Annotated in this window: 25 protein-coding genes and 2 tRNA genes; 10 read left to right on the top strand and 17 right to left on the bottom strand. The window is 72.5% G+C overall.

What is annotated here, in order from left to right:
- Positions 1-15: 15 nt before the first annotated feature.
- From BX286_RS24510 to BX286_RS24485, 6 genes are all read right to left on the bottom strand, one after another.
- Positions 16-1,272 carry an HD domain-containing protein gene (locus BX286_RS24510; protein WP_079429697.1) on the bottom strand — a complete coding sequence of 419 codons (1,257 nt, stop codon included), beginning with the start codon at positions 1,270-1,272 and terminating at the stop codon, positions 16-18.
- The gene (locus BX286_RS24505; protein ID WP_121016314.1) at positions 1,269-2,720 is read right to left on the bottom strand and encodes an HD-GYP domain-containing protein; all 1,452 of its coding nucleotides are present in this window, start codon (positions 2,718-2,720) and stop codon (positions 1,269-1,271) included. Before BX286_RS24505 ends, BX286_RS24510 begins: the two co-directional genes overlap by 4 nt.
- A gap of 213 nt (positions 2,721-2,933) precedes the next feature.
- On the bottom strand, positions 2,934-3,236 hold the full coding sequence (gene rsrA / locus BX286_RS24500; protein ID WP_079429695.1) for a mycothiol system anti-sigma-R factor: 303 nt from the start codon (positions 3,234-3,236) through the stop codon (positions 2,934-2,936).
- A complete protein-coding gene (locus BX286_RS24495; RefSeq protein ID WP_007266438.1) occupies positions 3,233-3,877 on the bottom strand; it encodes a sigma-70 family RNA polymerase sigma factor in 645 nt (214 codons plus the stop codon). The genes rsrA and BX286_RS24495 overlap by 4 nt, the downstream gene beginning before the upstream one ends.
- 391 nt (positions 3,878-4,268) lie before the next feature.
- On the bottom strand, positions 4,269-4,907 hold the full coding sequence (locus BX286_RS24490) for an alpha/beta family hydrolase (RefSeq protein ID WP_100862905.1): 639 nt from the start codon (positions 4,905-4,907) through the stop codon (positions 4,269-4,271).
- A 46-nt stretch (positions 4,908-4,953) separates the two neighbouring features.
- Positions 4,954-5,769, bottom strand: coding sequence for an SOS response-associated peptidase (locus BX286_RS24485; RefSeq protein ID WP_079429693.1), 816 nt, complete (start codon positions 5,767-5,769; stop codon positions 4,954-4,956).
- A gap of 53 nt (positions 5,770-5,822) precedes the next feature.
- On the opposite strand from BX286_RS24485, the gene BX286_RS24480 reads away from it, so the two are divergent.
- The 4 genes from BX286_RS24480 (at position 5,823) to BX286_RS24465 (ending at position 9,420) form a co-directional block, all read left to right on the top strand.
- The gene (locus tag BX286_RS24480) at positions 5,823-6,536 is read left to right on the top strand and encodes a M50 family metallopeptidase (protein ID WP_121016313.1); all 714 of its coding nucleotides are present in this window, start codon (positions 5,823-5,825) and stop codon (positions 6,534-6,536) included.
- 53 nt (positions 6,537-6,589) lie between these two features.
- On the top strand, positions 6,590-7,984 hold the full coding sequence (gene aroA / locus BX286_RS24475; protein WP_261993506.1) for a 3-phosphoshikimate 1-carboxyvinyltransferase: 1,395 nt from the start codon (positions 6,590-6,592) through the stop codon (positions 7,982-7,984).
- Positions 7,985-7,994: 10 nt separating this feature from the next.
- Complete coding sequence (gene rsgA / locus BX286_RS24470) at positions 7,995-9,005, top strand: ribosome small subunit-dependent GTPase A (protein ID WP_079429691.1); 1,011 nt, start codon at positions 7,995-7,997, stop codon at positions 9,003-9,005.
- 91 nt (positions 9,006-9,096) lie between these two features.
- Positions 9,097-9,420, top strand: a complete 324-nt coding sequence (locus BX286_RS24465) for a multidrug efflux SMR transporter (protein ID WP_007266432.1) — start codon at positions 9,097-9,099, stop codon at positions 9,418-9,420.
- Here the strand turns inward: BX286_RS24465 and BX286_RS24460 are convergent.
- Positions 9,386-9,946, bottom strand: a complete 561-nt coding sequence (locus tag BX286_RS24460; protein WP_079429690.1) for a TetR/AcrR family transcriptional regulator — start codon at positions 9,944-9,946, stop codon at positions 9,386-9,388. The genes BX286_RS24465 and BX286_RS24460 overlap by 35 nt on opposite strands.
- A 153-nt stretch (positions 9,947-10,099) precedes the next feature.
- Between BX286_RS24460 and hisN the strand changes: the two genes are divergently transcribed.
- Together hisN and BX286_RS24450 are read left to right on the top strand one after the other, a co-directional pair.
- Positions 10,100-10,906 (top strand): histidinol-phosphatase, encoded by an 807-nt coding sequence (gene hisN, locus BX286_RS24455; protein ID WP_079429689.1) that lies wholly within the window; start codon positions 10,100-10,102, stop codon positions 10,904-10,906.
- A 135-nt stretch (positions 10,907-11,041) separates the two neighbouring features.
- Positions 11,042-11,437: a cyclic nucleotide-binding/CBS domain-containing protein gene (locus tag BX286_RS24450; protein ID WP_079429688.1), complete on the top strand. Its 396-nt coding sequence runs from the start codon at positions 11,042-11,044 to the stop codon at positions 11,435-11,437.
- A 65-nt stretch (positions 11,438-11,502) separates the two neighbouring features.
- Here BX286_RS24450 and BX286_RS24445 read toward each other — a convergent pair whose 3' ends face one another.
- Entirely contained in the window at positions 11,503-12,972 is a 1,470-nt protein-coding gene (locus BX286_RS24445; RefSeq protein WP_079429687.1) for a catalase, read from the bottom strand.
- Positions 12,973-13,101: 129 nt separating this feature from the next.
- Between BX286_RS24445 and BX286_RS24440 the strand changes: the two genes are divergently transcribed.
- Complete coding sequence (locus tag BX286_RS24440) at positions 13,102-13,518, top strand: Fur family transcriptional regulator (protein ID WP_079429686.1); 417 nt, start codon at positions 13,102-13,104, stop codon at positions 13,516-13,518.
- A gap of 141 nt (positions 13,519-13,659) precedes the next feature.
- Here BX286_RS24440 and BX286_RS24435 read toward each other — a convergent pair.
- From BX286_RS24435 to BX286_RS24420, 4 genes are all read right to left on the bottom strand, one after another.
- A tRNA-Met gene (locus BX286_RS24435) sits at positions 13,660-13,733 on the bottom strand.
- A gap of 70 nt (positions 13,734-13,803) precedes the next feature.
- A complete protein-coding gene (locus tag BX286_RS24430; protein WP_079429685.1) occupies positions 13,804-15,660 on the bottom strand; it encodes a tetratricopeptide repeat protein in 1,857 nt (618 codons plus the stop codon).
- 268 nt (positions 15,661-15,928) lie between these two features.
- Positions 15,929-16,002: transfer RNA gene (locus BX286_RS24425), tRNA-Met, on the bottom strand.
- A 61-nt stretch (positions 16,003-16,063) separates the two neighbouring features.
- Complete coding sequence (locus BX286_RS24420; RefSeq protein WP_237293357.1) at positions 16,064-18,949, bottom strand: UPF0182 family protein; 2,886 nt, start codon at positions 18,947-18,949, stop codon at positions 16,064-16,066.
- Positions 18,950-19,084: 135 nt separating this feature from the next.
- Between BX286_RS24420 and BX286_RS24415 the strand changes: the two genes are divergently transcribed.
- The gene (locus BX286_RS24415; RefSeq protein WP_079429683.1) at positions 19,085-19,645 is read left to right on the top strand and encodes a PPA1309 family protein; all 561 of its coding nucleotides are present in this window, start codon (positions 19,085-19,087) and stop codon (positions 19,643-19,645) included.
- Between the two features lie 67 nt (positions 19,646-19,712).
- On the opposite strand, the gene BX286_RS24410 is transcribed toward BX286_RS24415, so the two are convergent.
- From BX286_RS24410 to BX286_RS24395, 4 genes are all read right to left on the bottom strand, one after another.
- Positions 19,713-20,801 (bottom strand): PDZ domain-containing protein, encoded by a 1,089-nt coding sequence (locus tag BX286_RS24410; protein WP_079429682.1) that lies wholly within the window; start codon positions 20,799-20,801, stop codon positions 19,713-19,715.
- Positions 20,802-20,933: 132 nt separating this feature from the next.
- Positions 20,934-21,131, bottom strand: a complete 198-nt coding sequence (locus BX286_RS24405) for a hypothetical protein (RefSeq protein WP_079429681.1) — start codon at positions 21,129-21,131, stop codon at positions 20,934-20,936.
- Positions 21,132-21,454: 323 nt separating this feature from the next.
- Entirely contained in the window at positions 21,455-21,916 is a 462-nt protein-coding gene (locus tag BX286_RS24400) for a molybdenum cofactor biosynthesis protein MoaE (RefSeq protein WP_079429680.1), read from the bottom strand.
- A gap of 151 nt (positions 21,917-22,067) precedes the next feature.
- Positions 22,068-23,234, bottom strand: a complete 1,167-nt coding sequence (locus BX286_RS24395; protein WP_079429679.1) for an SDR family oxidoreductase — start codon at positions 23,232-23,234, stop codon at positions 22,068-22,070.
- Positions 23,235-23,426: 192 nt separating this feature from the next.
- Between BX286_RS24395 and BX286_RS24390 the strand changes: the two genes are divergently transcribed.
- Entirely contained in the window at positions 23,427-24,809 is a 1,383-nt protein-coding gene (locus tag BX286_RS24390) for a zinc-dependent metalloprotease (RefSeq protein WP_079429678.1), read from the top strand.
- On the top strand, positions 24,806-25,348 hold the full coding sequence (locus BX286_RS24385; protein WP_121016311.1) for an NUDIX hydrolase: 543 nt from the start codon (positions 24,806-24,808) through the stop codon (positions 25,346-25,348). The genes BX286_RS24390 and BX286_RS24385 overlap by 4 nt, the downstream gene beginning before the upstream one ends.
- A gap of 70 nt (positions 25,349-25,418) precedes the next feature.
- On the opposite strand, the gene BX286_RS24380 is transcribed toward BX286_RS24385, so the two are convergent.
- Positions 25,419-26,174 carry an AIM24 family protein gene (locus BX286_RS24380; protein WP_079429676.1) on the bottom strand — a complete coding sequence of 252 codons (756 nt, stop codon included), beginning with the start codon at positions 26,172-26,174 and terminating at the stop codon, positions 25,419-25,421.
- Positions 26,175-26,187: the final 13 nt, after the last annotated feature.

The following is a 26,187-nucleotide window of genomic DNA, read 5'->3' as shown; positions in this document are numbered from 1 at the left end:
CTCATTACCCATGGGTTACCCCGGTGGAACGGGAACGACTCTGCCGCGTCCGCCCCTGGCCAGAACCCTCGCCAGGGACTCCACGACCTCGGGCTGGTAGTCGTGCCCGGTGCCCAGGCGGAGCCGTTCCAGAGCGGCCAGTGAGCCGGCCGGGTGACGGCCGGCTCCGGCCAGGTCGTCGTACGCGTTGACCGCGCGCACGATCCGGGCGGCGACGGGCTGCTCCCGGTACGGGTCCGCCTGCCGTTCCACGATCACGGCGACCTCCGCCGGCACCCCGGTCTGCCGGGCGACCTCGCCGCCGAGGCCGGCGATCCGGCGGGCCTCGTCGGGGGGCAGCTCGGCGGTGGCCCCGCCGGGGACGGGGTCGACGAGCGAGAGCTGTCCGATGTCGTGCATCAGGGCCGCGTACTCCAGCACCGTGAGCTCCCGTTCCGAGAGGCCCAGCTCCCGGCCGACGGCGCAGCTCAGGGCGGCGACCCGGCGGGCGTGGCCGGGGGCGGTGCAGCCGGCGATCTCGGTGGCGCGGGCGAGGGAGGTGATGGTCTGGCGGTAGGTGGTGCGGACGGCGTCGATGCGGTGGAAGGAGAGCTGGGTCAGCAGGAGCGGGACGCTGAAGACCGGCAGAGCCCACAGGCCCGCCACGGCCACGCCGAGGGCCATGACGACCCCGGTGGCGCAGATGGCCGAGCCGATCCCGAGCTGGGCGCGCAGCTCGTCGCGCAGCAGCGGCCCGAAGCGCCAGCCGGTGCGGGCTCCGGCGAGGGCGGCGGCCAGGACGGCGTCGCACAGGGCGGTGAGGCCCAGCAGGAGCAGCAGGAACAGGACGAGGTAGGGGCCCTGGCCGATCCGGTGGGTGAGGCGGCCGGAGCCGTAGAGGGGCTGGAAGCAGGCGGCGGCGAAGGCCACGGCCAGGACCCGGCGGGCCACGTGGTCCAGGGCGGGGGCATGGCCGCGGGCGATGTGGGGAACGGTCCCGGCCAGGGCTGCGGCGACGACGACGGCGACGGTCTGGAGCACGCCGTGGTGGGTGGGCTGCCCGGCGTCCTGCCCGAGCAGGGCGTAGGCGAGGGCTCCGGCGGAGCCGAGCGGGGCGGGGCGGCGGTCCTCGGCGGGGTGGTCGCGGCGGGCGAGTTCGCCGATGGTGATCAGGGTGGCGAAGGCGAGGGCGGCGGCGGGTTCGGCGACCCCGGTCCACAGGGTGTGTCCCAGTGCGCCCGCGGTGAGCACGGCTGCGGCCCCCCGCACGGCCCATCCGGCGAACGCCCTCACGGGCCGCCGGCCTTGCCCTGTCCGGGTGAACCGGCGGCCTCGCGCCCCTGGGCCGGCATCCCGGGCAGGCCCTCGGGTCCCGCTTCGCGCGGGGCGGCCCCGGCGGCGGCGGTCCGGGCGGACGGGAGGTCGTCGTCCGAGGTGACCACGGGGTGCCAGCCGTGCCGGCCGACGGCGGAGGTCAGGGCCCGCACCATGGCCGGGTCGAACTGGGAGCCCGCGCAGCGCCGGAGTTCGGCGAGGGCGGTCTCCACCGGCCGGGCCCGGCTGTAGGAGCGGGTCGAGGTCATCGCGTCGAAGGAGTCGGCCACCGCCACCACCCGGGCCAGGACCGGGATCTGCTCGCCGCTCAGTCCGTAGGGGTAGCCGGAGCCGTCGACCCGTTCGTGGTGGTGCAGGATCGCCGAGCGGGCCTCCCCGAGGAAGCCGATGCCGCGCACCATCTCGTGCCCGTACTCGGGGTGCAGTTCGATGACGCGGCGTTCCTCGGGCGTCAGCGGCCCGTTCTTGCGCAGCAGCCGGGTCGGCACGCCCAGTTTGCCGACGTCGTGGAGGATCCCCGCGATGCGGACGACTTCGAGGCGGTCGTCGGCCATGCCCAGCTCGCGGGCGATCATCTCGGAGGCCTGGCCCACGCGTTCGCTGTGCCCGCGCGTGTAGCGGTCCTTGATGTCGACGGCCTGGACGAGGGCGCGGATGGTGGCCTGGTGCGCGGCGTGTTCGCGCTGGTACTGGGCGAAGACCCAGCAGGAGGTGTACATCGGCAGCAGCACCAGCAGGGCGGCCGGGGGGCCGTAGGGGCTGTGCCACATCACGGCCATCATCAGGCCGACGAGTCCGTGCAGGCAGTAGGGGGCGAGGGCCGGGGCGGTGGTCCCCGAGGGCGCCCGCAGGAGGGCGGCCGGGCCGCGCCGGGCGGCGGTGGCGGTGGCGGGACGGCCTTCGGCGGCGGCGAGGACGGCCGCGTCGAGGGTGGTGAGCACCAGGCAGAAGACGACGGCGGCGACTGCCGCGGGCAGCAGCGCGAACGGGAAGGCGGCCGCCCCGGTGAGGGCTTCGTGGCCGCCGAGGAGCCCGTAGGCCCGTCCGGCCGCCCAGGCGGCGACGGCCTGCTGGGCCGCGTGCCAGACGCGGCGTACGGCGACGGGCCGCTGGGGGGCGGGCTGGGCGAGTCCGCCGGGCAGGGCCACGAGCGCGGCGGCGGCCGGGGGCAGCAGGAAGACGGCGGCCAGCACCACCGGGAAGAAGGGGCCGGTCCCCTCGGGCGCCCCGCGCCCCCGCAGGGGCAGCACCCGGGCCGCCTCGCAGCCGAGGCAGAGGGCGGCCAGCAGCCCCACGGCCGGCCAGGGCACGCCGGATCCGGGCCGGAGGGCGGGGGCGGCGCAGGCGAGGGCGGCGAGCACCGCGCCCAGGACGCAGGCGCGCGCCGCCGGCGGAAGGACCCGCATGGCGCTCTCCTCCCCTGGGGCGTGCATTTCGGTACCGCTTCGGAAGGGGTACCGCGAGGGGAGGATAAATCGGCCCCCGTGCGAAGCGGGGGACATTTTCGTATTGCCCCGTACGGGCGCCCCCGGATTAGCACCTTCGAGTGAATGAACGGTGCTTCCGGGGGCGAGAGTCGGCCGTACGGGCCGTGGGGCTGCCGCGGAGCGGGCGGCGGATCAGCCGCCCGCCGGGTCCGCCGTGACGTCGTGGTCCGGAACGGCCTGGCCCGAGCGGATCAGCTCGATGCGGCCCATGACCTTGGAGCGCAGGTCGGTCGGTACGTCGTCCGAGCCGCAGCAGCGCTTGACCAGCTTCTTGACGGCCTGCTCCAGGCCGTACTTCTCCAGACAGGGATTGCACTCGCCGAAATGCGTCTCGAACTTGGTGCAGTCGCTGTCGGGCATCTCGTGGTCCAGGAACTCGTACAGATGATCCAGGACCTCGGCGCACTCCGTCTCGTGCGGCTCTCCGCAGCTCATGAGCCCGAGCCTTTCAGGTCGTTCGACTCTCCCGCGCCCGCGGGGACCAGCCCGCGCTCGCGGGCGTAGTCCTCCAGCATTCCGCGGAGTTGGCGGCGGCCACGGTGCAGTCGGGACATGACCGTACCGATGGGTGTACCCATGATGTCCGCGATCTCCTTGTACGCAAAGCCCTCTACGTCGGCAAGATAAACCGCGATGCGGAACTCCTCGGGAATGGCCTGGAGGGCCTCCTTCACATCGGAATCCGGCAGGTGGTCGAGCGCCTGCGACTCGGCCGAACGCAGACCGGTCGACATGTGCGACTCGGCGCGCGCCAGCTGCCAGTCCTCGATCTCCTCCGCGGCGCTGCGCTGCGGCTCGCGCTGCTTCTTGCGGTAGGAGTTGATGAAGGTGTTCGTCAGGATGCGGTACAGCCACGCCTTGAGGTTGGTTCCCTCGCGGAACTGGTGGAAGGACGCGTACGCCTTGGCGTACGTCTCCTGGACCAGGTCCTCGGCGTCGGCCGGGTTGCGCGTCATGCGGAGGGCGGCGGAGTACATCTGGTCGAGGTAGCCGAGGGCGTCCCGCTCGAACCGCGCGTTGCGCTCAGCGGTCGTCTCCTGCGCCTGGCCTTCGTCGGTCCCAGCGACAGGACCCACCTCCTCCGACAGCGTGGCGGCTCCGAAAGCGGATCCGCTCGAATCGGAGAATAGTCGACCATCCCGGCCCTCCGCCGCTCGAACCGAGCCGCGCTTGGGCGCCGGAAGGACCGTCCAGTCCAGGTCAGCGGCCTGCCGACGGTTCTGGCTGATGACCTGGGTCATGCGCTTCCTCTCCTCCGACGTCTTTCCCCTGCGTACCGACACTCCGCACAACAGGAGCCCCGGCCCGCGCATTCCCGGGCGCGGCAAGGGATCCGGCGGTTCCGCGGCGGCCTGCGGCGGGGCGGGTGAGCGGGATCACGCGCGGGCGCGCCGTGAATCTGTCAGGTCCGGGCCACGGGGGCCGGCCGGGGAGCCGGGCACGCCGGGGGCAGCGGGAGGGCCGGGGTCAGCCGAGGAGGCGGGCGAGCCAGGGGGCCACCGCGGCGGTGATCACCGCCAGGGCCTCGTCCTGGGTGAGGCCGGCCCTCTTGGGCACCGCGAAACCGTGGTCCGCGTGGGGCACCTCCACCAGCTCGTACGCCCCGTCGGGGAACTCCTCGGGGCGGCCGAAGGGGTCCCGTCCGCCCTGGAGGACGAGGACGGGCCGGCCGGCGTCCAGGAGCTCCCCGGCCCGGGACTTCTCGGGCTTGCCCGGCGGGTGCAGGGGGAAGGCCAGCGCGAGGACGCCGGCCGCGCCCAGCTCGGCCGCGGTCCGGCAGGCCACGCGGGCCCCGGCGCTGCGGCCGCCGGCGACCACGGGCAGCCCGGGCCGGGCGAGGGCGGGCCACAGACCCCGCCAGCCCTCGTCGAGGACCTTGGGGGCGGCGGCGACCTTCTTCCCGGCGACCCGCCAGGGCTGCTCGACCAGGGCGACGGTGAAGCCGTGCGCGGGAAGGGCGGCGGCCAGGGCCTGGAGGTCGCGGGCCTCGACGCCGCCGCCGGCGCCGTGGCCGAGGGCCACTACGGCCCGGGCCGCGCGGGCGGTGTGCCAGGTGACGCGGGCCTGCCCGGCCGGGGTGTCGACGGTCTCGCTGCGCGTGGTCATGCCCCCATCGTGCCGGGCGGCGGCCACGGCACGGTGCACCCCGGCCTTAGAAGAGCGTGGCCTCTTCCGGGGCCTCCAGCTCGCCCAGCAGCTCGGGGCCGTTGTTGCGCACGCTGCTCACGGCGGTGGAGACCGGGTAGGCCCGCATCAGCCCGCCCGGCGGCGGCGCCAGCAGTTCCCGCAGCCCGGTCTCGTCGGTGCGGGCCGGGTCCAGCCAGGCGTCCCACCGGTCGGGGGTGAGCATCAGCGGCATCCGGGGGTGGATGTCGGAGAGGGAACGCGGCCCCTCGGCGGGGGCGACGCCCAGCGGGGTGGTCTCGGCCTCGGCGGTGATCACCGAGCAGGTGGCCCACCAGGCCTGCGGGTGGTCGGGGGGCAGGGTGGCGTCCCGCCAGAACTCGTAGATGCCGGCCATCGCGAAGACGGAACCGTCGGCGGGGAGCACGAAGTAGGGCTGCTTGCGGGCCCGCTTCTTCTTGCCCTCCACCTCCAGCTGCCGTTCGTCGTGCGCGGTGACCCACTCGTAGTAGCCGTCGGCGGGGACGATGCAGCGCCGCTGGGCGAAGGGGCGCCGGAAGGAGGGCTTCTCGTGCAGGGTCTCCGACCGGGCGTTGATCATCCGGGCGGCGCCCTCGGGGCTCTTGGCCCAGGAGGGGACCAGGCCCCACTTCAGTACGCGGAGCTGGCGAACCGGGCGCGGGTCCCGCGCGTCTTTGAGGGGACGGTCGAGGACCACGTGGACCTCTTTCGTCGGCGCCACGTTGAAGTCGGGGGCCAGGGTCTCCTCGGGCTCCCACCGCTCGATGCCGAAAATCCCCGCCAGTTCCTCCGGCGTCCGACCGGCCGCAAACCTTCCGCACATGGCTGACACACTGCCACGAGCACCGCCCCCCACCGCAAGGAGTGCGCCACTCCATGGACAGCAGCACCGCCGCCGGCCTCTGGGACCGGCTGACCGGGATACAGACCGCGCCGGCCTCATGGCTGGTGGCCGCCACCGGCCTGGCCGCCCTGGCCGTCGTGGCGTGGCGGCCGCTGTGGCTGCCGGCCCGCAACGCGATCACCATCGCGCACGAGGGCGGCCACGGGCTGGCGGCCCGGCTGAGCGGCCGCAGGCTGGACGGGATCCGGCTGCATTCGGACACCAGCGGCGTCACCGTCAGCTGGGGAAAGCCGACCGGGATCGGCATGGTCCTGACGGCCGCCGCCGGGTACACGGCGCCCTCGCTGCTGGGCCTCGGCGGGGCGGCCCTGCTGTCGGCGCACCGGATCACGGTGCTGCTGTGGGCGGCGACCGCACTGCTGGTGCTGCTGCTCGTGCGGGTCCGCAACGCGTACGGGGTGCTGACGGTGGTGCTGGCCGGGACGGCGTTCGTCCTGGTGTCGTGGCTGGCCTCGGCGCAGGTGCAGGCGGTGTTCGCGTACGCGGTGGTGTGGTTCCTGCTGCTGGGCGGGGTGCGGCCGGTCTTCGAGCTCCAGCGCAAGCGGCGCGGGGGCGCCGCGCCGGACTCGGACGCCGACCAGCTGGGGCGGCTCACGCACCTGCACCCGGTGGTCTGGCTGGGCTTCTTCCACACCGTCGCGCTGTGCTGCCTGGTGGGCGGCGGGCGCTGGCTGCTCGGCCTGTGAGACGCGGGAGCGATCAAGATCCGGGGTAGCGGGGAGCCACTAAAGTGGGGGCCATGACCGAGACCCCCGCGCTCCACCCCCTCTGGCCCGCTCCGCTCGCCGAGGGCGCCGTCCACGCCACCGTCACCGTGCCGGGGTCCAAATCGGTCACCAACCGCGCCCTCGTGCTCGCCGCCCTGGCCTCCGAGCCGGGCTGGGTGCGCCGTCCGCTGCGCTCGCGCGACTCGCAGCTGATGTCGGACGCGCTGCGCGCCCTGGGCGTCGGCATCGAGGAGACGGTCTCCTCCAGCTCCGCCGGGGCCGGCGCGGGCGGCGAGGCCTGGCGGGTCATCCCGGCCGCGCTGCACGGCCCGGCCACGGTCGACGTCGGCAACGCGGGCACGGTCATGCGCTTCCTGCCGCCCGTCGCCACCCTGGCCGCCGGCGACATCCGCTTCGACGGCGACCCCCGCTCCTACGAGCGCCCGCTCGGCGAGGTCATCAACGCGCTGCGCGTCCTGGGCGCCCGGATCGAGGACGACGGCCGCGGCGCGCTGCCGATGACCGTCCACGGCGGCGGCGCCCTGGAGGGCGGCACGGTCGAGATCGACGCGTCGAACTCCTCGCAGTTCGTCTCGGCGCTGCTGCTGTCCGCCCCCCGGTTCAACCAGGGCGTCGAGGTCCGGCACACCGGCGCGAACCTGCCGTCGATGCCGCACATCCGGATGACGGTGGAGATGCTGCGCGCGGCGGGCGCCCAGGTCGACACGCCCGAGGCCGGGGGCGAGAAGAACGTGTGGCGGGTCGCGCCGAGCGCCCTGCTCGGCCGGGACCTGGTCGTGGAGCCGGACCTGTCCAACGCCCAGCCGTTCCTGGCGGCGGCGCTGATCACCGGCGGCACGGTCACCATCCCGGACTGGCCGCACCGCACCACGCAGCCCGGTGACGAGCTGCGCCGCATCTTCACGGAGATGGGCGGCTCCTGCGAGCTGACCGACGCGGGCCTGGTCTTCACCGGCACGGGCCGCATCCACGGCATCGACGTGGACCTGGGCGAGGTCGGCGAGCTGACCCCGGGCATCGCCGCGGTGGCCGCGCTGGCCGACTCTCCGTCCACCCTGCGCGGGGTGGCCCACCTGCGACTGCACGAGACGGACCGGCTGGCCGCGCTCACCAAGGAGATCAACGAGCTCGGCGGCGACGTCACCGAGACGGCCGACGGACTGCACATCCGCCCGCGCCCGCTGCACGGCGGGGTCTTCCACACCTACGACGACCACCGCATGGCCACCGCGGGCGCGGTGATCGGGCTGGCCGTGAAGGGCGTGGAGATCGAGAACGTGGCGACGACCGCGAAGACCCTGCCCGACTTCCCGAAGATGTGGACGGACATGCTCACAGGGGCCGGAACGGCAGCGGCAACGGCAGCGGGAGCGGGAACAGAAGCGGAAGCAGGAGCGGGAGCGTAGGGGCCCGGTCATGCGCAGGTACGGCAAGCACACCGACGAGGACGACATCCGCCAGCGCCCGAACCCCAAGGGCAACCGGGCGCGGACGAACATCCGGCCCAAGCACGAGGACGCCTCCGAGGGCTTCGTCCTCACCGTCGACCGGGGCAGGCTGACCTGTCTGGTCGAGGACCGCACGATCACCGCGATGAAGGCCCGCGAGCTGGGCCGCAAGGCGGCGGTGGTCGGCGACCGGGTGTGGATCGTCGGTGACCTGTCCGGCAAGAAGGACACCCTCGCCCGGATCGTGCGGATCGAGGAGCGCAAGTCCGTCCTGCGGCGCACCGCGGACGACGACGACCCGTACGAGCGGGTGGTCGTCGCCAACGCCGACCAGCTGGCCATCGTCACGGCCCTGGCGGACCCGGAGCCCCGGCCCCGGATGATCGACCGCTGCCTGGTGGCGGCGTACGACGCGGGGCTGGAGCCCCTGCTGGTGCTCACCAAGTCCGACCTGACCTCCCCGGACAAGATCCTGGAGGTCTACTCGACCTTCGGTCTGAACTACGTGGTGACCAACCGGGAGGAGCTGGAGGCGGGCGACGCCGCCGAGCGGGTCCGCGAGCGCCTGGAGGGCCGGATCACCGCCTTCGTCGGCCACTCGGGCGTGGGCAAGACCACGCTGGTGAACTCGCTGGTCGCCGAGGGCCGCCAGCGCGCCACCGGCCACGTCAACAAGGTCACCGGCCGCGGCCGGCACACCACCACCTCGGCGCTGGCCCTGCCCCTGCCGTCGGGGGACGGCTGGGTCATCGACACCCCCGGCGTGCGCTCCTTCGGCCTGCACCACGTGGACCCCTCGCGGGTGGTGCTGGCCTTCCCGGACCTGGTGCCGGGCACGGAGGAGTGCCCGCGCGCGTGCAGCCACGACGAACCGGACTGCGCGCTCGACCAGTGGGTGCAGGACGGCCACGCCGACCCGGCACGGCTGTACTCGCTGCGCCGGCTGCTGGGGACGCGCGAGCGCCGCGAAGGCGACTGATCGTCCGGCGGGGTTTGCACCACACCCGGTCTGGTAAATGCATAATCCCACCCAGTGACGCGATGTCACCTGACGCGGGGAGGCATTCGACATGGCGTGGCTGCTGGTGGTGGTCGCGGGAATCCTGGAGACCGGTTTCGCGGTCTGCCTGAAGCTGTCCCACGGGTTCACCCGGCTGTGGCCGACGATCGCCTTCGCGTGTTTCGCGCTCGGCAGCTTCGGCCTGCTGACCCTGGCCCTCAAGAAGCTGGACGTGGGCCCGGCGTACGCGGTGTGGACGGGCATCGGCGCGGCCGGGACCGCCATCTACGGCATGGTCTTCCTCGGGGACCTGGTCTCCACCCTCAAGCTGGTCTCGATCACGCTGGTCATCCTGGGCGTCATCGGCCTGCAGCTCTCCGGCTCGGCCCACTGAGCAGCCGCAGCAGCTCCCGGTCCCCCGGCTCCTCCCCCGGTGCGACCACGTAGGACAGCGCCAGCCGGACGGCGAGCTCGCAGCGGCGCGCCGGCTCCTGCGGCAGCGCGGCGGCGGCCCGGTCGCGGGCGGCCCGGGTCAGCTCCCCCGGCCCGACCGCGTGCCGGCTCCCGGCCGGGGGCGGCGCGGGCAGCGCCGGGTCCCAGGCCCCGGTCAGCAGGGCCCGTACGAGCGCACGCGCACGGGCGGCCCGTACGGTCCACTCGGCGACCGCCGCGAGCCGCTCCCCGGCGGTGTGCCCGGGCGGGGCGGCGGCCAGCGTCCGGTCCACCCCGTCGAGGTACCAGTCGGCCGCGCGGCGCACCAGGGCCCGGCCGAGGCCGTCCTTGCCGCCGAACTCGTTGTAGAGGGTCTGGCGCGAGACCCCGGCGGCGGTGGCGACCTCCACCATCCGCACGGCCGGCCAGGGGCGGGCGCACAGCGCCGCTTCGGCCGCTTCCAGCAAGGATTCCCGGGCCGCCGACATCCGTCGCCTCCACCGCCTGTCGCGCCGGCCGGCGGTCACCGGGCCTGGCTCTCCCGCAAGATTTGACGGACCGCCAGATCCTGTCAAGGGCGCCTCCCGGCCGTTCCGTGGACGCCGTTCGCCGGGCCGGTGGACTCTCGGTACTGTTCGGGCATGTCCACGTATGACGACGACCTGCGCCTCGCCCTCGAACTCGCCGACGCGGCGGACGCCGCCACCATGCAGCGGTTCCGTGCCCTGGACCTGGTGGTGGAGACGAAGCCGGACATGACTCCGGTGAGCGAGGCCGACCAGGCCGCAGAGGAGATCATCCGGGCCGGGATCCTGGCCGCGCGGCCCGGGGACGCGATCCTCGGCGAGGAGTACGGGCTCAAGGGCGAGGGCCCGCGCCGCTGGGTCGTGGACCCGATCGACGGCACGAAGAACTACGTGCGCGGGGTGCCCGTGTGGGCGACCCTGATCTCCCTCATGGAGCAGGGCGAGGACGGGGAGTTCCGTCCGGTCGTGGGCGTGGTCTCGGCCCCGGCGCTGGGCCGCCGCTGGTGGGCCTCGCAGGGCGGGGGCGCCTTCTCGGGCGGTGCGCTGGGCGAGCCCGCGGGCCCGATCGGCGTCTCGAAGGTGGCCACCCTGGCGGACGCCTCCTTCGCCTTCTCCTCGCTGACCGGCTGGGAGGAGCTGGGCCGGCTGCCCGGGTTCCTGGAGCTGACCCGCGCCTGCTGGCGCACGCGCGGCTACGGGGACTTCTGGCCGTACATGATGGTCGCCGAGGGCTCCCTGGACCTGTGCGCCGAGCCGGAGCTGAACCTGTGGGACATGGCGGCCCTCGCGGTCGTGGTCCAGGAGGCGGGCGGCCGGTTCACGAGCATCGACGGCGTGGACGGGGTGCACGGCGGCAACGCGGCCGCCTCGAACGGGCTGCTGCACGGCGAGATGCTGGGCTTCCTGCGCCCCTCCGCCTGATCCCGGCGCGCGGGGGCGTGCACTCAGCGCGCCCTCTTGATAACGCAGCGTGCCCATGGGAATCTGGGACTCCCCCGCTTGTGCGCTTGTGAAGCGGTTCTCGAAGCGGGGCTCACCCAGGAGGTGGTTCTCTTCATGCTCGTCCGTGACGCCATGAGCACCGTGATCCTGACCCTCGGACCTGCCCACACCCTCCGTCAGGCGGCCTGCCTGATGTCCGGCCGCCGGGTCGGAGCGGCCGTCGTCCTCGACCCCGACCACAGCGGCATCGGCATCCTCACCGAGCGCGACATCCTCAACTCGCTCGGCGCCGGCCATGATCCCGACCGGGAGTCGGTGGGCGCGCACACCACGAACAACGTCGTCTTCTGCACCCCCGAGGCCACCGTGGCGGAAGCCGCGGAGGCGATGGCCATCGGCGGCTTCCGGCACCTGGTCGTGCTGGAGGACGGCGGCCCGGTGGGCATCGTCTCCGTCCGCGACGTCATCCGCTCCTGGGCGCGCACGCGGCAGGGCGCCATGGCGGCGTGAAACGGCGGCGGGCCGGAGCCCCGAGGGGTTCCGGCCCGCCGTCCCGCTACGGCAAGCGGTCCGTACTAGCCGCGGAGGGCCTGGACCGCGGCTTCCAGCCGCTTGCCGAAGTCGCCGTCCGCCTGGCGGAAGTTGTCGATCGCGCGCTCGACGATGTCCTCACGGGAGACCTTGGCGATGAAGCCGGAAAGGTTCTCGATCAGACGGCCCTTCTCGTCCTCGGACATCAGGCGGTAGAGGTTGCCCGCCTGGACGAAGTCGTTGTCCTCGGCGTGGGAGGGGGTGGCGTGGTTGCCCGTGCCGCCCGTGACCGGGGTGGACTGCCACAGCGGGCGGTCCGTCTGGAAGGGGCCGCCGAAGCTGTTCGGCTCGTAGTTCTTCGCACCCTTGTGGCGGCCGTCGTAGAGGTAGCCGTCACGGGAGTTCGTGCGCGCCTCGGTGGCGTGCGGGCGGTTCACCGGCAGGTGGTCGGCGTTGATGCCGACGCGGTAGCGGTGGGCGTCGCCGTACGCGAAGAGACGGCCCTGGAGCATCTTGTCCGGGGAGGGACCGATGCCGGGGACGAAGTGCGCCGGGGAGAAGATGCTCTGCTCGACCTCGGCGAAGATGTTCTCCGGGTTCCGGTTGAGCTCGAGCTTGCCGATCTCGATCGGCGGGTAGTCCTCGTGCGGCCACACCTTGGTGAGGTCGAACGGGTTGAAGCGGTAGTTCGCCGCGTCGGCGTCCGGCATGATCTGGACCTGCACGGTCCAGGTCGGGAACTCGCCGCGCTCGATGGACTCGCGCAGGTCGCGCTGGTGGGAGTCCGGGTCCTCACCGGCGAGCCGGTTGGCCTCGGCCTGGGTGAGGTTCTTGATGCCCTGGTCGGTCTTGAAGTGGTACTTGACCCAGAAGACCTCGCCGGCCTCGTTGTTCCACTGGAACGTGTGCGAACCGTAGCCGTTCATGTGGCGGTAGGACGCCGGGATGCCGCGGTCGCCGAACAGCCAGGTCACCTGGTGGGTGGACTCGGGCGACAGCCCCCAGAAGTCCCAGACGTTGTCCGCCTCCTGCGAGCCCGTGTACGGGTCGCGCTTCTGGGTGTGGATGAAGTCGGGGAACTTGATGGCGTCGCGTATGAAGAACACCGGGGTGTTGTTGCCGACGAGGTCGTAGTTGCCCTCTTCGGTGTAGAACTTCAGCGCCCAGCCGCGGGGGTCACGGCGGGCGTCGGCGCCGCCGAGGCTGTCCGCGACGGTGGAGAAGCGCAGGAAGGTCTCGGTCTGCTTGCCGACCTCGGAGAGGAACTTCGCCCGGGTGTACTTCGTGACGTCCGCGGTCACGGTGAAGGTGCCGTAGGCGCCGGCGCCGCGGGCGTGCACCACGCGCTCCGGGATGCGCTCGCGGTTGAAGTGAGCCAGCTTCTCCAGGAGGAGCTGGTCCTGGACGAGGACCGGCCCGCCGACCCCAGCGGTCTCGCTGTTCTGGTTGTCGGCGACCGGTGCCCCGGCCTCCGTGGTGAGCGGTCCCTGCGTCACGTGCGCCTCCTGCGTCATTTCCTGCAAGTCCTGTCCTTGGCGTTTGCCGTAACCGATCCTACGATGGACTTTGTCTAAGTCAAGTAAGCATCCAAGTCCACATCGGTTCGGGATCTGCACCGAATCCCCACTGTTAGGCTGGCGTGTATGAGTGACCTGCTGGAACGACTTCGCGGACGCGGCTGGCGCATGACGGCCCAGCGGCGTGTCGTGGCCGAAGTACTCGACGGTGAACACGTTCACCTGACGGCAGACGAAGTGCACGCACGCGCTGTGATCAAACTGCCCGAGATTTCTCGAGCGACGGTGTACAACACCTTGGGCGAGCTGGTCTCGCTCGGCGAGGTACTGGAGGTCTCGACGGACCGGCGGGCCAAGCGGTACGACCCGAACGCCCACCAGCCCCACCACCACCTGGTCTGCGCCCAGTGCGGGGCCATCCGCGACGTCCACCCGGCGGGCGACCCGCTGGCCGACCTGCCCGCGGGCGAGCGCTTCGGCTTCGTGGTCTCGGCGGTCGAGGTGACCTACCGCGGGGTGTGCCCGAACTGCGCCGCCGGCTGAGGCGACGAGGGAACGGGGAAGGCCGGGGGCGGAAGCTCCCGGCCTTCTCTTCTGCGTACGGGCGTTCTTGTGCGTACAGGTGTTTACGTTCAGGAACGACTCGAGGCCCGGATCCATGGGATCCGGGCCTCGGGCCTTCAGTAGCGGGGACAGGATTTGAACCTGCGACCTCTGGGTTATGAGCCCAGCGAGCTACCGAGCTGCTCCACCCCGCGTCGGTAAACCCGACTGTACGGGAGTTCACCCAGCAGATGCAAATCACTGGGCGGGCTCCCCCGGACGGCCTCATACGGAGAGTTCCTCCGCGAGGGCGTCCCGCAGCCGGGCCGCCCGCTCGGCGACCTCCGCGGGGCCGAGCTCCATGGCCCGTACGCACCACTTCTGGCCCTCCGCGAGGTCCCCGTGCCGGGCGGCGAGCAGCCCCAGGCGCAGGGCGGCCCGGCCGTGTCCGGCCACCGCCGCCCGGGTCCACCACAGGGCCGCCTCCGGCTCGTTGCCCTCGCGGGCCAGGAGCAGCCCGAGGTTGAAGGCGCCGTTGCGCGAGCCGGCCTCGGCCGCCTCCCGGTACCAGCGGGCGGCCACGGCCAGGTCGCCCCGCGCCGCGGCCAGCATCCCGACCCGCACCTGGGCCCGGCGGTGGCCCTGCTCGGCGGCGCGCTCGTACCAGTCCTCGCTCTCGGAGCGCGCGGCGCCGCCGACGGGCTCGCCCAGCGCCACCGGCTCCGGCGGCGGGGCCAGCGACTCCAGCAGCGAGGCCAGCCGGAAGGCCGCCTCCGCGCTGCCGCCGCTGGCGGCGCAGCGCAGGTGCCGTTCTGCGGCGCGCTCCTCGCCGTCGCGCACCAGGGCGATGCCGACCTGGAGGGCGGCGTCGGTGTGCCCGGCCGCGGCGGCGCGCTCGTACCACTTCAGGGCGGAGCGGTCCTCGTCCCGGCTGGCGAAGAGGATGCCCAGGTTGAAGGCGGCGTCCACGCTGCCCGCCTCGGCCGCCTTGGAGAACCACGGCTCGGCGCCCGCCGCGTCCCCGGCCTGGAGCAGCATGATCGCCAGCGCGTTGGCGGCCTCGCGGTGGCCCGCGTAGGCGGCGCGGCGATACCACTGCTCGGCCTGGGCCGTCCGCTCCTGGGCGGCGCACAGCAGGGCGAGGTTGTAGGCGCCGTTGTGGTCGCCCGCGTCCATCGCGACCCGGTACCACTTCTCGGCCGTCTCGGTCTCGCCGCGGGCCGCGTGCAGCGCGCCCAGGGCGTTGGCCGCGTTCCCGTCGCCGTCCTGCGCGGCGCGGTGCCACCAGGCGGCCGCGCTGTCCTCGTCCCCGGCGTCGCGCAGCAGGAAGCCGAGCGCGCACGCGGCCCGGGCCTCGCCCTGCTTGGCGGAGCTGAGGTACCAGCGGCCGGCCTCCTTCAGCTCTCCGCGCGCCTCCAGGAGGGCGCCCAGGTGCAGGCCGGCGCGCCGGTGGCCGCGGGCGGCTGCCTGCCGGTACCACTGTTCGGCCTCGGCGGGATCGCCCTTGCGCAGGTGCCGGGCCAGCCGGTAGGCCGCCTCGCGGTGGCCCTGTTCGGCGGCGGCCCGGAACCAGCGCTCGATGCCCTTGTCCCCGCGGTGCTCCAGCAGGTCGGCCAGGCCGTAGGCGCCCAGGGCGTGGCCGGACTCCGCCGCCTGGCGCAGCCAGTACTCGGCGGCGGGCTCGTCCCCGCGCTCGCGGTAGTGGCGGCCCAGGGCGTGCGCGGCGGGGGCGGAACCGGCGACGGCGGCGACCCGCCACCAGCCGGCGGCCTCGTCGGGGTAGCCGCGCTGGAGGAGGAGGACGCCCAGGTTGTTGGCGGCGGCACGGTCCCCCGCAGCGGTGGCGCCGCGCAGGTAGGGCTCGGCCCCGGCCAGGTCGCCGCGGCGCAGCAGCAGGGCGCCGAGCACGCTCATGGCACCGGGGTCGCCCTTGTCGGCGGCCACCCGGTGGCGCGCCTCCAGTTCGGCGTCGGTCGCCCCCTCGGCATCGCCGAAGGCCTCTTCCGCGAAATCCGCATCGGTCAGTGCGGTCTGCGCGTTCACAGCGGGAGCCGTCTTGCCTGCCTCCGTACCCGACTCGGCCTCCGCCCTCACAAACCGCCCTGTCTCCAGCAGAGTTGACCTGTCCCCCATAAATCCCATCGTCGCATCACCTGCTACCCGCGTACACCTGGTATGTCGCAGCCAGTGAGGTCACTACAGCGTTTTGTCGACATGCCCACAGAGAGACAAGTCAAACACGCTCACACCTCAACTCACCCGCCCCAGTGACCTCGTGTCCCCCAGCAGCTTCCTACCGGCCCCTCATGACCCGTGCGAGCCCGCTCCGGGCCCCGTCGGAATCTCATCCGAATCTCATCCGGGCATGACGAAGGCCCGGATCCCATGGGATCCGGGCCTTCGTCTTCAGTAGCGGGGACAGGATTTGAACCTGCGACCTCTGGGTTATGAGCCCAGCGAGCTACCGAGCTGCTCCACCCCGCGTCGGTGAAACCACAGTATCACGGCGCGGGACGGAGCCATTACCCGTTTACGGCCGGGCCGCCTAGCCTCCCGGCTTGGGGGCCGTCAGCTTGGCTTCGGCGTCGACCGCCCGCTTCAGCGCCGCCTGGAGGTCGCTCTGGGCCTTGCCGTACGCGGCCCAGTCGCCGGCCTTCATGGCCTTGTCGGCGTCCTCGACCGCCTTCTGGGCGTCGGCCAGGGCCGCCTTGACCGTCGGGTCCTGTGCGGCCGGCGGGTTGGTGGTGGTCTCGCCCGGCTTGGTCGGCTGGGTCTCCGGCGGCACCGGTGTGGTCGGGGCCTCGGCTCCGAAGACCACGTTCAGCGCCTTCTCCAGGGTGTCCTCGAAGGCCGTCTGGCCGCCGTAGGTCACCAGCACCTTGCGCAGCAGCGGGTACTTGAGGCCCGAGCTGCGGACGTACACCGGCTCCACGTAGAGCATCCCGCCGTCCATCGGCACCGCGAGCAGGTTGCCGTACTCGATCTCCGAGTCACCGCCGCGCAGCAGCCGGATCGACTCGGCGATCTTCGGCTCCGACTGGAACTTGCTCTGCACCTGGCCCGGGCCGTCCGGCGGCTTGCTGGTCGGCATCTTCAGGATCCGGATCTTGCCGTAGTCCGGGGTGCCCGGATCGGCGTTCACCGCCATGAAGGCGCTCAGGTTGGGCCGCTCGTTCGGCGTGAAGGTGGTCGTCAGCGAGAAGACCTGGTCCTTCTCCGGCTGGCCCGGCATCTTCATCGACAGGTAGTACGGCGGAACGGCCGTACCGGCCTTGGTCGTCGGGTCGTCCGGGACGGCCCACGCCTCGCTGCCGCTGAGGAAGGTCTGCGGGTCGGTGACGTGGTACCGGGTCAGGAGCTCGCGCTGGACCTTGAAGAGGTCCTGCGGGTAGCGCAGGTGGTCCATGAGCGGCTTGGAGATCTCGCTCTTGGGCTTCACCGTGCCCGGGAAGGCCTTCATCCAGGTCTTCAGGACCGGGTCCTGGGTGTCCCACTGGTAGAGGTTCACCGTGCCGTCGTAGGCGTCGACGGTGGCCTTCACCGAGTTGCGGATGTAGTTGACCCGGTTCTCCTGGGCCACCACGGCGCGCTGGCTGTTGGTCAGCGAGTCGGCGGTGCTCTGGCCCAGCGTGGTGCGCGAGGCGTACGGGTAGCCGTTCGTCGTCGTGTAGGCGTCGACGATCCACTTGATCCGCCCGTCGACGACGGCCGGGTACGGGGCGCCGTCGATGGTCAGCCAGGGCGCGACGGCCTCGACGCGGTCCTTGGGCGTGCGGTTGTAGAGGATCCGCGAGCCTTCGCCGATGGCCCCCGAGTAGAGGATCTGGGGCTCGCTGAAGGCGAGCGCGTAGGCGGCGCGGTTGACCGGGTTGTTCAGGTTGACGCCCGAGTCGCCCTTGTAGCTGGTCTCCTTCTCGCCCTTGTCGTCCGAGTAGTCGAGCTCCTTCTGCGGTCCGCCGACGATCGAGTACTGCTTCGTCTGCTCGCCGTAGTAGATGCGCTGCTCGAAGTTCGTGCCGAACATGCCCTTGGAAGGCAGGTCGGACTGGGTGAAGTCGGGGGCGCCGTCCTTGACCGTGGTGCCCTTGGCCGCGACGACGCCGTAGCCGTGGGTGTACTTGAAGTGGTCGTTGATCCAGTTGTTCTTCGGGATGCCGCCGATGTTCAGCTCGCGCAGCCCGATGACGGTGTCCTGGCCGTTGTACCGGTCGACCGCCAGCGTGGAGGGGAAGCCGTAGTAGCCCTTGACCTGCTGGAGCTGCTGGAAGGCCGGCGAGACGATGTTCGGGTCGAGCAGGCGCAGGCTCGCGGTGGTGTCGGCCACCGGCCGCAGCTTGGTCCGGTCGTCGGTCTGCGGGACGCCCGGGTAGTCCTTGACCTCGGCCCCGTCGATCCCGTAGGCGTCGCGCGTGGCCTTGATGTTCTTCTCGACGTACGGGGATTCCTTGGCCTGCTCGTTCGGCTGGACCTGGAACTTCTGCACGATCGCCGGGTAGAGCCCGCCGATCAGGATCGCCGAGAGCACCATCAGGCCGAAGCCGATGACCGGCAGCTGCCAGGTGCGCCGCCACAGGGTGGCGAAGAACAGCACCGCGCAGATCGCGGCGATGGCGACGAGGATGGTCTTCGCCGGCAGGTAGGCGTTGGCGTCGACGTAGCGCAGGCCGGTCCAGTTGTCGGAGGCCTTGAAGTCGCTGGACTTCACGGCGAGGCCGTACCGGTCGAGCCAGTAGGCGATCGCCTTGAACGTGACGAAGAGGCCGAGCAGCACCGACAGGTGCCCGGTCGCCGCGGCGGTGGCCCGGGCGCCCGGGCTGGTCACGCGCAGTCCGCCGTACAGGTAGTGCACGACGACGGCCGCGATCACCGACAGCACGACGGCGGCGAAGCCGAAGCCGAGCAGGAAGCGGTACCAGGGCAGGTCGAAAGTGTAGAAGGAGACGTCGAGATGGAACTGGGGGTCCTTCTTGCCGAAGGGCACCCCGTTCACGTACATCAGCCAGGTCTTCCACTGGCCGGCCGCCGAGGCGCCCGCGATCAGCCCGACCACCGCGGCGACGCTCAGGAGCAGCCACTTCTTGTACGGCGCGACGCTCATCCGGTACCGGTCGAGGCTCTGCTGCTCCATCGACATCGCGCTCAGCGGCGGCCGCAGCCGGTAGGCCAGCCACACGTTCAGCCCGACGGCACCCGCCATCAGCAGTCCGAAGACGGCGAAGAGGCCGATCTTGGTCCACAGGGTGGTGGTGAAGACGGAGGAGTACTTGACGGAGCGGAACCAGAGCCAGTCCGTCCAGAACCCGGCGAACATGATGAACGCCATGGCCAGGACGGCCAGGACGCCCAGGGTCAGCAGAAGGGTCCGGGCGCGCCGGGAGGGGCGGCCGACTCTCATCCGTGGCCCGGAGGGGCCTCCGCCGCGGTCCGGCATCTGGAAAGCCAAGGTGCGCACCTCGAATGTCGCTGGGTCTGGTCGTGGGCCCACGATGGTAGGGCCCACCCATGCAACTTACTGAGGCTTTAGTCAGTTCCCGGTATCGGGGAGAAAGGAGGCAGGATGTTGTCCATGTCCAACCTTTCGCCCTCCCCCGGCACCCCCATGGCGGCCAGTCCGCTGACCCGCGCCGTCCTCGAGATCGACGAGTACGCCACCACCCTCGGCTGGGACAAGCCCGCCCGCCTCTTCGCCCTGGTCGACACGGCCCGCCTGCGCCGGCAGGAGCCCGGCCTCGCGAACCAGCTCGGCCTCGACAAGGACGACGCCGGCAAGGCCCAGCTCACCCCGATCGAGCAGGACGAGGTGCCGGCCGGGACCCCGCTGGACAAGTTCCTGGGAACCATCGCCTGGCCCGACGCGGTCGTCGGGTGCGCCCTGACGGTGGAGCGGCTGATGCTGCCGCCGTCCGCCGAGGCCTCCGTACCGGAGGGGCTCAGCGACAAGCAGCTGGCCAAGTGGGTCGCCGGCCACCCGGAGCGGCAGGAGGTGCGCCTGACGGTGGGCGTCCTGCGCGACGGCTCGCGGGAGTCGGCCGTGCGGCTGCGGGAGAAGGACTCCTCCAGCGAGGTGCTGACCGGCGCGAGCCTGGTGCCCGGCCTGGCCGACGCGCTGGCGGCGACGTTCGCCTGAGGCCCCGAACGCCCGAAGGCCCGGGCCCCGCAGGCCCGGGCCCGGGGGCGCGGCCGGAGGCGCCGGATCAGGACTTCGTGCAGCTCGGCAGTCCGGCCGTGTCCCCCTTGCTGATCTTCTGCAGGGCCTTGGTGGCGTCGTCGATGGTGGAGACCTTCACCAGGGTCAGGCCGTCGGGGACCTGGGCGGCGGCGGAGGCGCAGTTCTCGGCCGGGGTGAGGAAGTACTCGGCGCCGGCCTGGCGGGCGCCGATGGTCTTCATCTGGATGCCGCCGATCGGGCCGACCTTGCCGGTGTCGTCGATGGTGCCGGTGCCGGCGATGAACTTGCCGCCGGTCAGGTCCTCCGGGGTGAGCTTGTCGACGATGCCCAGGGCGAACATCAGGCCGGCGCTGGGGCCGCCGACGTCGGCGAGCTTGATGTCGATCGGGAACGGGAAGGTGTGGTCGGTCCCGGCCTTGATGCCGACGATGGCGTGGCCGTCGTCCGGCGCCTTGCCCGCGGTGACGGTCACCTTGGCGGTGGTGGTGGGCTCGCGGTTCGCCTTCTCGGCCTCGGCCGCGTCGGCGGCGGGCACGAGGGTGAACTCGACGGGCTCGCCCGGCTTGTGCTTGGTGACGAGCTTCGCGACGTCGCCGGGGGCGGTGACGGGGCTGCCGTCAACGGCTTTGACGACGTCCCCGGCGTGCAGCTTGCCCTCGGAGGGGCTGCCCTTGACGACGCTGGCGACGATGACGCGGGCGCTGACCGGGATGCCGAGCTGCTTGAGGGCGGCCACCTTGGCGCTCTCCTGCGACTGGCTGAACTCCTCGGCGTTCTCCTGCGTCGACTCCTTGTCCGTCTTGCCGTCCGGGTAGAGGTTCTCGTGCGGGACGACGATGTTGTCGCCCGCGATCCAGCCGTAGACCGCTTCGAGCAGGTTCATGTCGTAGTCGGCGCCGGTGACGCGGACCGTCGTCATGTTGAGGTGGCCGGTGGTCGGGTACGTCTGGTGACCGGAGATGTTCAGGACGGGCTCGCCGTGCGATTCGCCCAGGGTGTTCACGGTCGGTCCGGGACTCATCTCGGAGTACGGGACCTTCAGGAACACTCCCGCGCAGAGCAGCGCGAACAGCACGAGGGAGGAGGCGAGCATCGTCGCTGTACGGCGTGGCATGGATCGACAGTACGGGACGGTCCTGGGACGCGACCCGTGGGGCCGGTCCGTACGGGGCCCGCGGGCGGGACTCTCAGGCGATTCTCAGCGGAGGGCCCGGCCGGCCCGGTCACCGCGGACTCCCGGGACGCGTCAGACGGCGTCGGAACCGGAGTGCGCCTTCTCCTTCTGCCTCGCCTCGTCGGCCTTGTCCATGGCCTCGCGGAACCTCGCGTAGCCGGCGAGCTCGGATATGTCTCCCTGCGTGCGGTCGCGCGCTGCCCAGCTGCCCCATATCGCCGCCCCGATCGCGGCGAACAGCGGAATCAGCAACCACGCCAGTGACGCCATGGACGTGCCTCCCTGCCCCGAAAGTACGAGTGTCGTCGGTGGCTTCAACGCTCGTGCCCGTGGGGGGGTTACGCAAATCGAGGGCGTGTTGCGCGGCCGAACGGGTGTGAGGGTACTCCCGCCCGGGCGCGCCTGCGCGACCAGGGGGCCACGGTGTGCGGGCCGGGGTCAGCAGGCGCCGACCCACTCCTCCGTGCCGTCGGAGAAGGTCCCCTCTTCCACGGCGACCTCGCACTGCTCGGCGCGGGGCGCCTCCCAGGCTTCGGGCCGCCTGCGCCGGACTCCGTCCGCCGGTGGGGCCCGGCGGGGCGTCGCCCGGGCCCTCAGCAGGCGCCGACCCACTCCTCCGTGCCGTCGGAGAAGGTCTGGTGCTTCCAGATCGGGACCTCGTGCTTGAGGTCGTCGATCAGCATGCGGCAGGCCTCGAAGGCCTCGCCGCGGTGCGGGCAGGAGACGGCGACGACCACGGCGAGGTCGCCGACGGCCAGGTCGCCGATGCGGTGGACGGCCGCCAGGGCGCGGACCGGGTACTTCTCCACGACGCGCTCGGCGATGCGGCGCATCTCGGCCTCGGCCGTCGGGTGGCAGGAGTAGCCGAGGGAGTCGACGTCCGCGCCGCCGTCGTGGTTGCGCACCGTGCCGACGAAGAGGGTGGTGCCTCCCGTGGCGTCGTCGCCGACGGCCTTGAAGACCTCGTCGATCGAGAGCGGGGTCTCGCGGATCGCGAGCAGCCGGATCGGGTCCTGGGCGGCCTGCTCGCCGGGGTGGTCGAAGTGCGGTGCCATGTCATCCATCGTGCCTCAGGGGCTGACGTGGCGGAATAGCCGGATCGCCCGTGCCGTGACCGGCCGGTTGGGAGTCTCCTACAGGAGGCCCGGGCTCCGGCCGGGCCCGGAGCGGTGTCCGGGCCCGTGGGGGCCGGGGGCGTGCGGCCGGTCAGAGGCCGCGGCGCCTGCGGGCCCGGCGGACCGCGGCGGCGGCGCCCAGCAGGGCCACCGTCGCGCCGGCGGCTCCGGCGGCTGTGGCGGCGTCCTTGCGGCCCAGGCGGCGGCCCGCGACGGTGTGCCGGCCCGCGACCTCCTGGAGCAGCTCGGCCAGCACCGCCTCGTTGGTCCAGCGGGGCCGCCAGCCGGCTGCGTGCAGCCCGCTGACGCTGACCACCCAGGGGTGCATCGTGTAGGCGAGGTCCCCGGCCGGGGAGGGGGTCAGGCCGATCCGGTGCAGCCGGGCCGCGGCGCCCAGGGCCACCGCCGAGGGCAGCTCCATGCGGCGGATGCCGCTGAGCTCCTCGACCTCCTCCTGTTCCAGCCAGCCCTCGCAGCCGACGGCCAGCTCGCCCTCCACCTTCTCCAGGGCGGCGTACTCCAGGGCGCTGACCAGGTCCTCGACGTGGCAGAACTGCCAGGTGGGCCGGGAGCCCGCGACGACGAGCAGGCGCGGGGACTCGAAGTAGCGGGTCAGGGCGGTGTCCGTGCCGCCGACGAGTACGGCCGGGCGGAGCACCGTGACGTTCAGGCCGGGGTGGGCGCGGGGGGCCCGGCGGCCCAGGCGCTCGATCTCCAGCAGGTCGCCGACGCCGGTGGCCTCGGCGGTGGCCCGCAGCTCGGAGTCCTCGGAGAGCGGGATGTCGTTGTCGGGCAGGGCCCCGTAGACCATCGCGGAGGTGCAGAGCACGACCCGGTGCACCCCGGCCGCCGCGGCGGCGGTGAGCACGGTCTGGGTTCCGCGTACGTTGTACGCAGTGCGGGCCGCGGGGTCGGTCTCCAGGTCGAGGTCGAGCGCGAGGTGCACGACCACGTCCGCGCCGCGCAGCTTCTCGGCGATGGCGGGGTCGCGTACGTCCAGGACGTGCCACTGGGCGCCGGCGCAGTCCCCGCGCCGCTCGTCGATGGCGATGACCTGCTTGACCTCGTCGGACTCGGCGAGGCGGCCCACGAGCGCGGCGCCGACGCCGGAGGCGGCCCCGGTGACCGCGATCACGGGGCTGCGGCGGCGGGGGGCGGCCTCGTTTCGCGGCTGGCGAACGCCGGGGGCGCTGTCGCCGTGCTCAGGGCGGTTTTCGGCGTCGTGCGGCGCGCGAGCCTGCGGATCTGGGGAACTCACCGGGCGTCTCCAGCGGTTGTCTTCAGTGGGGACGCGCCGTGACGCGTACCCACCAGGTGATGTCCATCCTGCCGCAGCCCAGGAGTCGGCGGAGCACCGAGCCCGGAAGCGGGAGTGGTGTCTACGCTGGGTGGTGTTGTCGGACCATTGCCCGTCGGCACCCGCCGGCGGCCCTACGAGCCGAGGAAACCCGTGAGCGACACCCCATTCGGATTCGGCCTTCCGCCGGAGGAGCCGGAGGACGGCGACAAGGGCAAGAAGGGGGGCCAGGGCGGCCCCGGGAATCCGTTCGGGTTCGGCCCGGGCGGCCTCCCCGGCGGTGCGGACAATCCGTTCGCCGCGATGTTCGGTTCGATGAACCCGGGCGATCTGGGCGCCGCCTTCCAGCAGCTGGGCCAGATGCTCAGCTACGAGGGCGGTCCCGTGAACTGGGACATGGCCAAGGACATCGCCCGCCAGACCGTCGCGCAGGGCACGCCGGACGGCGTGAAGGACGCCAGCGTCGGCGTCGCCGAGAAGTCGGCGGTGGAGGAGGCGGTGCGTCTGGCCGACCTGTGGCTGGACGGGGTGACCTCCCTGCCGTCGGGTGCCACCGCGGCCGTCGCGTGGAGCCGCGCCGAGTGGGTCGAGGCGACCCTCCCGGTGTGGAAGGAGCTGGTGGACCCGGTGGCCGAGCGGGTCGGCGCGGCCATGGGCAGTGTGCTGCCCGAGGAGATGCAGGCCATGGCGGGCCCGCTGCTCGGAATGATGCGCTCCATGGGCGGGGCCATGTTCGGCCAGCAGATCGGCCAGGCCGTGGGCACCCTCGCGGGCGAGGTCGTCGGCTCCACGGACATCGGGCTGCCGCTGGGCCCGGCCGGACGGGCGGCGCTGCTGCCGCTGAACATCGAGAGCTTCGGCAAGGACCTGGGCGTCCCCTCCGACGAGGTGCGGCTGTACCTGGCCCTGCGCGAGGCGGCGCACGCCCGTCTCTTCGCGCATGTGCCGTGGCTGCGCTCGCACCTGTTCGGTGCGGTCGAGGGGTACGCCCGGGGCATCAAGGTGGACACCTCGAAGCTGGAGGACGTGGTCGGACACCTCGACCCGTCCAACCCGGAGCAGCTTCAGGAGGCCCTGCAGGGCGGTATGTTCCAGCCGCAGGACACCCCGGAGCAGAAGGCCGCCCTGGCCCGGCTGGAGACGGCGCTCGCGCTGGTCGAGGGCTGGGTGGACGCCGTGGTGCACGAGGCGGCCAAGCCCCGGCTGACGTCGGCCGACGCCATGCGCGAGACGATGCGCCGCCGGCGTGCCTCGGGCGGCCCGGCGGAGCAGACCTTCGCCACGCTGATCGGGCTGGAGCTGCGGCCGCGCCGGCTGCGCGACGCCTCGCGGCTGTGGGCCTCGCTCACCGACGCGCGCGGGGTGGACGGGCGCGACGGGCTGTGGGAGCACCCGGACATGCTGCCCACGGCCTCCGACCTGGACGACCCGGACGGGTTCGTGCACCGCGAGCAGCTGGACTTCTCGGAGATCGACAAGATGCTCGGCGAGGCCGCCGAGAAGCGCGACCAGGGCGAGGGTGACGAGAAGAAGTGAGTCTGTACGAGGACGCCGTCCTGGTCCTGAAGGAGTACGCGGGCCCGGACGAGCAGCAGCGCGGGCTCCGGGACGTCTACCTGGAGCACCTGGCGGAGCACCCGGACGGCATGTACAAGCCCTGCCAGGCGGGGCATGTGACGGGCAGCGCGCTGGTGATCGACCCGGTGGGCGGCCATGTCCTGCTGACCCTGCACAAGAAGCTCGGCCTGTGGCTGCAGATGGGCGGGCACTGCGAGCCCGGTGACACCACGCTGGCGGGCGCGGCGATGCGCGAGGCGGTCGAGGAGTCGGGCATCGCCTCCGGGCTGACGCTGCTGGAGGGCGGCCCGGTGCGTCTGGACCGGCACCCGATCCCGGCGCCGTGCAACTGGCACCTGGACGTGCAGTACGCGGCGCTGGCTCCGGCCGGCGTGGTGGCGGAGATCAGCGACGAGTCGCTGGACCTGCGCTGGTTCCCGTACGCGGAGGTCGCTTCGGTGGCCGACACCTCGGTGGTGCGGCTGATGGAGGCGACCCTGGAGCGGCTGGGCGCGTAGGGCGTGGGGCCATGACGGAGGGGCGGGCCCTGACGGGTCCGCCCCTTCGTGGTGCCGGTGTGTGCGGCTCTCAGTTCCAGACGTTGTTCTGGTTCTGGGCGTGCGCGCCGTGCTGGCCCATGCCGAACTGGGCGGCGATGCCCTGGCCGAGCTGGGCGTTCTGCGGGGGCAGCACCTCGCTGGGCTGCACCAGGGCGAAGCCGGTGCCGAGGAAGCTGAGCTCCCAGCCCTCGCCGGTGTTGCCGCGGCGGCGCCAGACACCGGCGGAGTGCGTCTGGGCCTGCATCTGCACGCGCAGCGAGGTGGACCAGGCGACGATGGCGTCGGCGTCGGCGTTGACGTACTTGTCCGGGGTGACCTGCATCATCAGCGGCTGTCCGGAGGTCATCAGGGCGACCTTGCCGCGGCCGGTGATGTTGAGCTGGTACTTGCCGGTGCCGGAGATCCCGTACTGGCTGTCGACCGCGATGACCTCGGTGTGCAGCGTGGAGTCCATGGCCAGGACGTAGCTGCTGTCGACGGTCAGGCCGTCCTGGTCGACGTCGAGGACGTGGACGTGCTGGGCGAGGTTGGCGAAGTAGACCGTGCCCTGGCCGGAGCAGCGCATGAGGTCGAGGCCCTCGCCGGTGCGGCTGCGGGCCCCCCTCTGGCTGGTGCTCTGGTACTCGCCGTCGAAGTCGACGATGCCCTGGTAGGCGACCATCGAGCCCTTGCGGGCGAGGACGTCGTCGGAGCCGGCCAGGGTGACCCGCAGGAGCTGCGGGTTCTGGACGGTGTACCGCTCCTGGGACTGCTGCTCGGCGTGGCCGAAAAGTGAGCTCTGCATGGTGTGTCCGCTC

This window comes from Streptomyces sp. 3211.6 (genome assembly GCF_003634815.1).
Lineage (GTDB): Bacteria > Actinomycetota > Actinomycetes > Streptomycetales > Streptomycetaceae > Streptomyces > Streptomyces katrae_A.
This window is presented reverse-complemented; position numbering and strand designations above follow the sequence as displayed.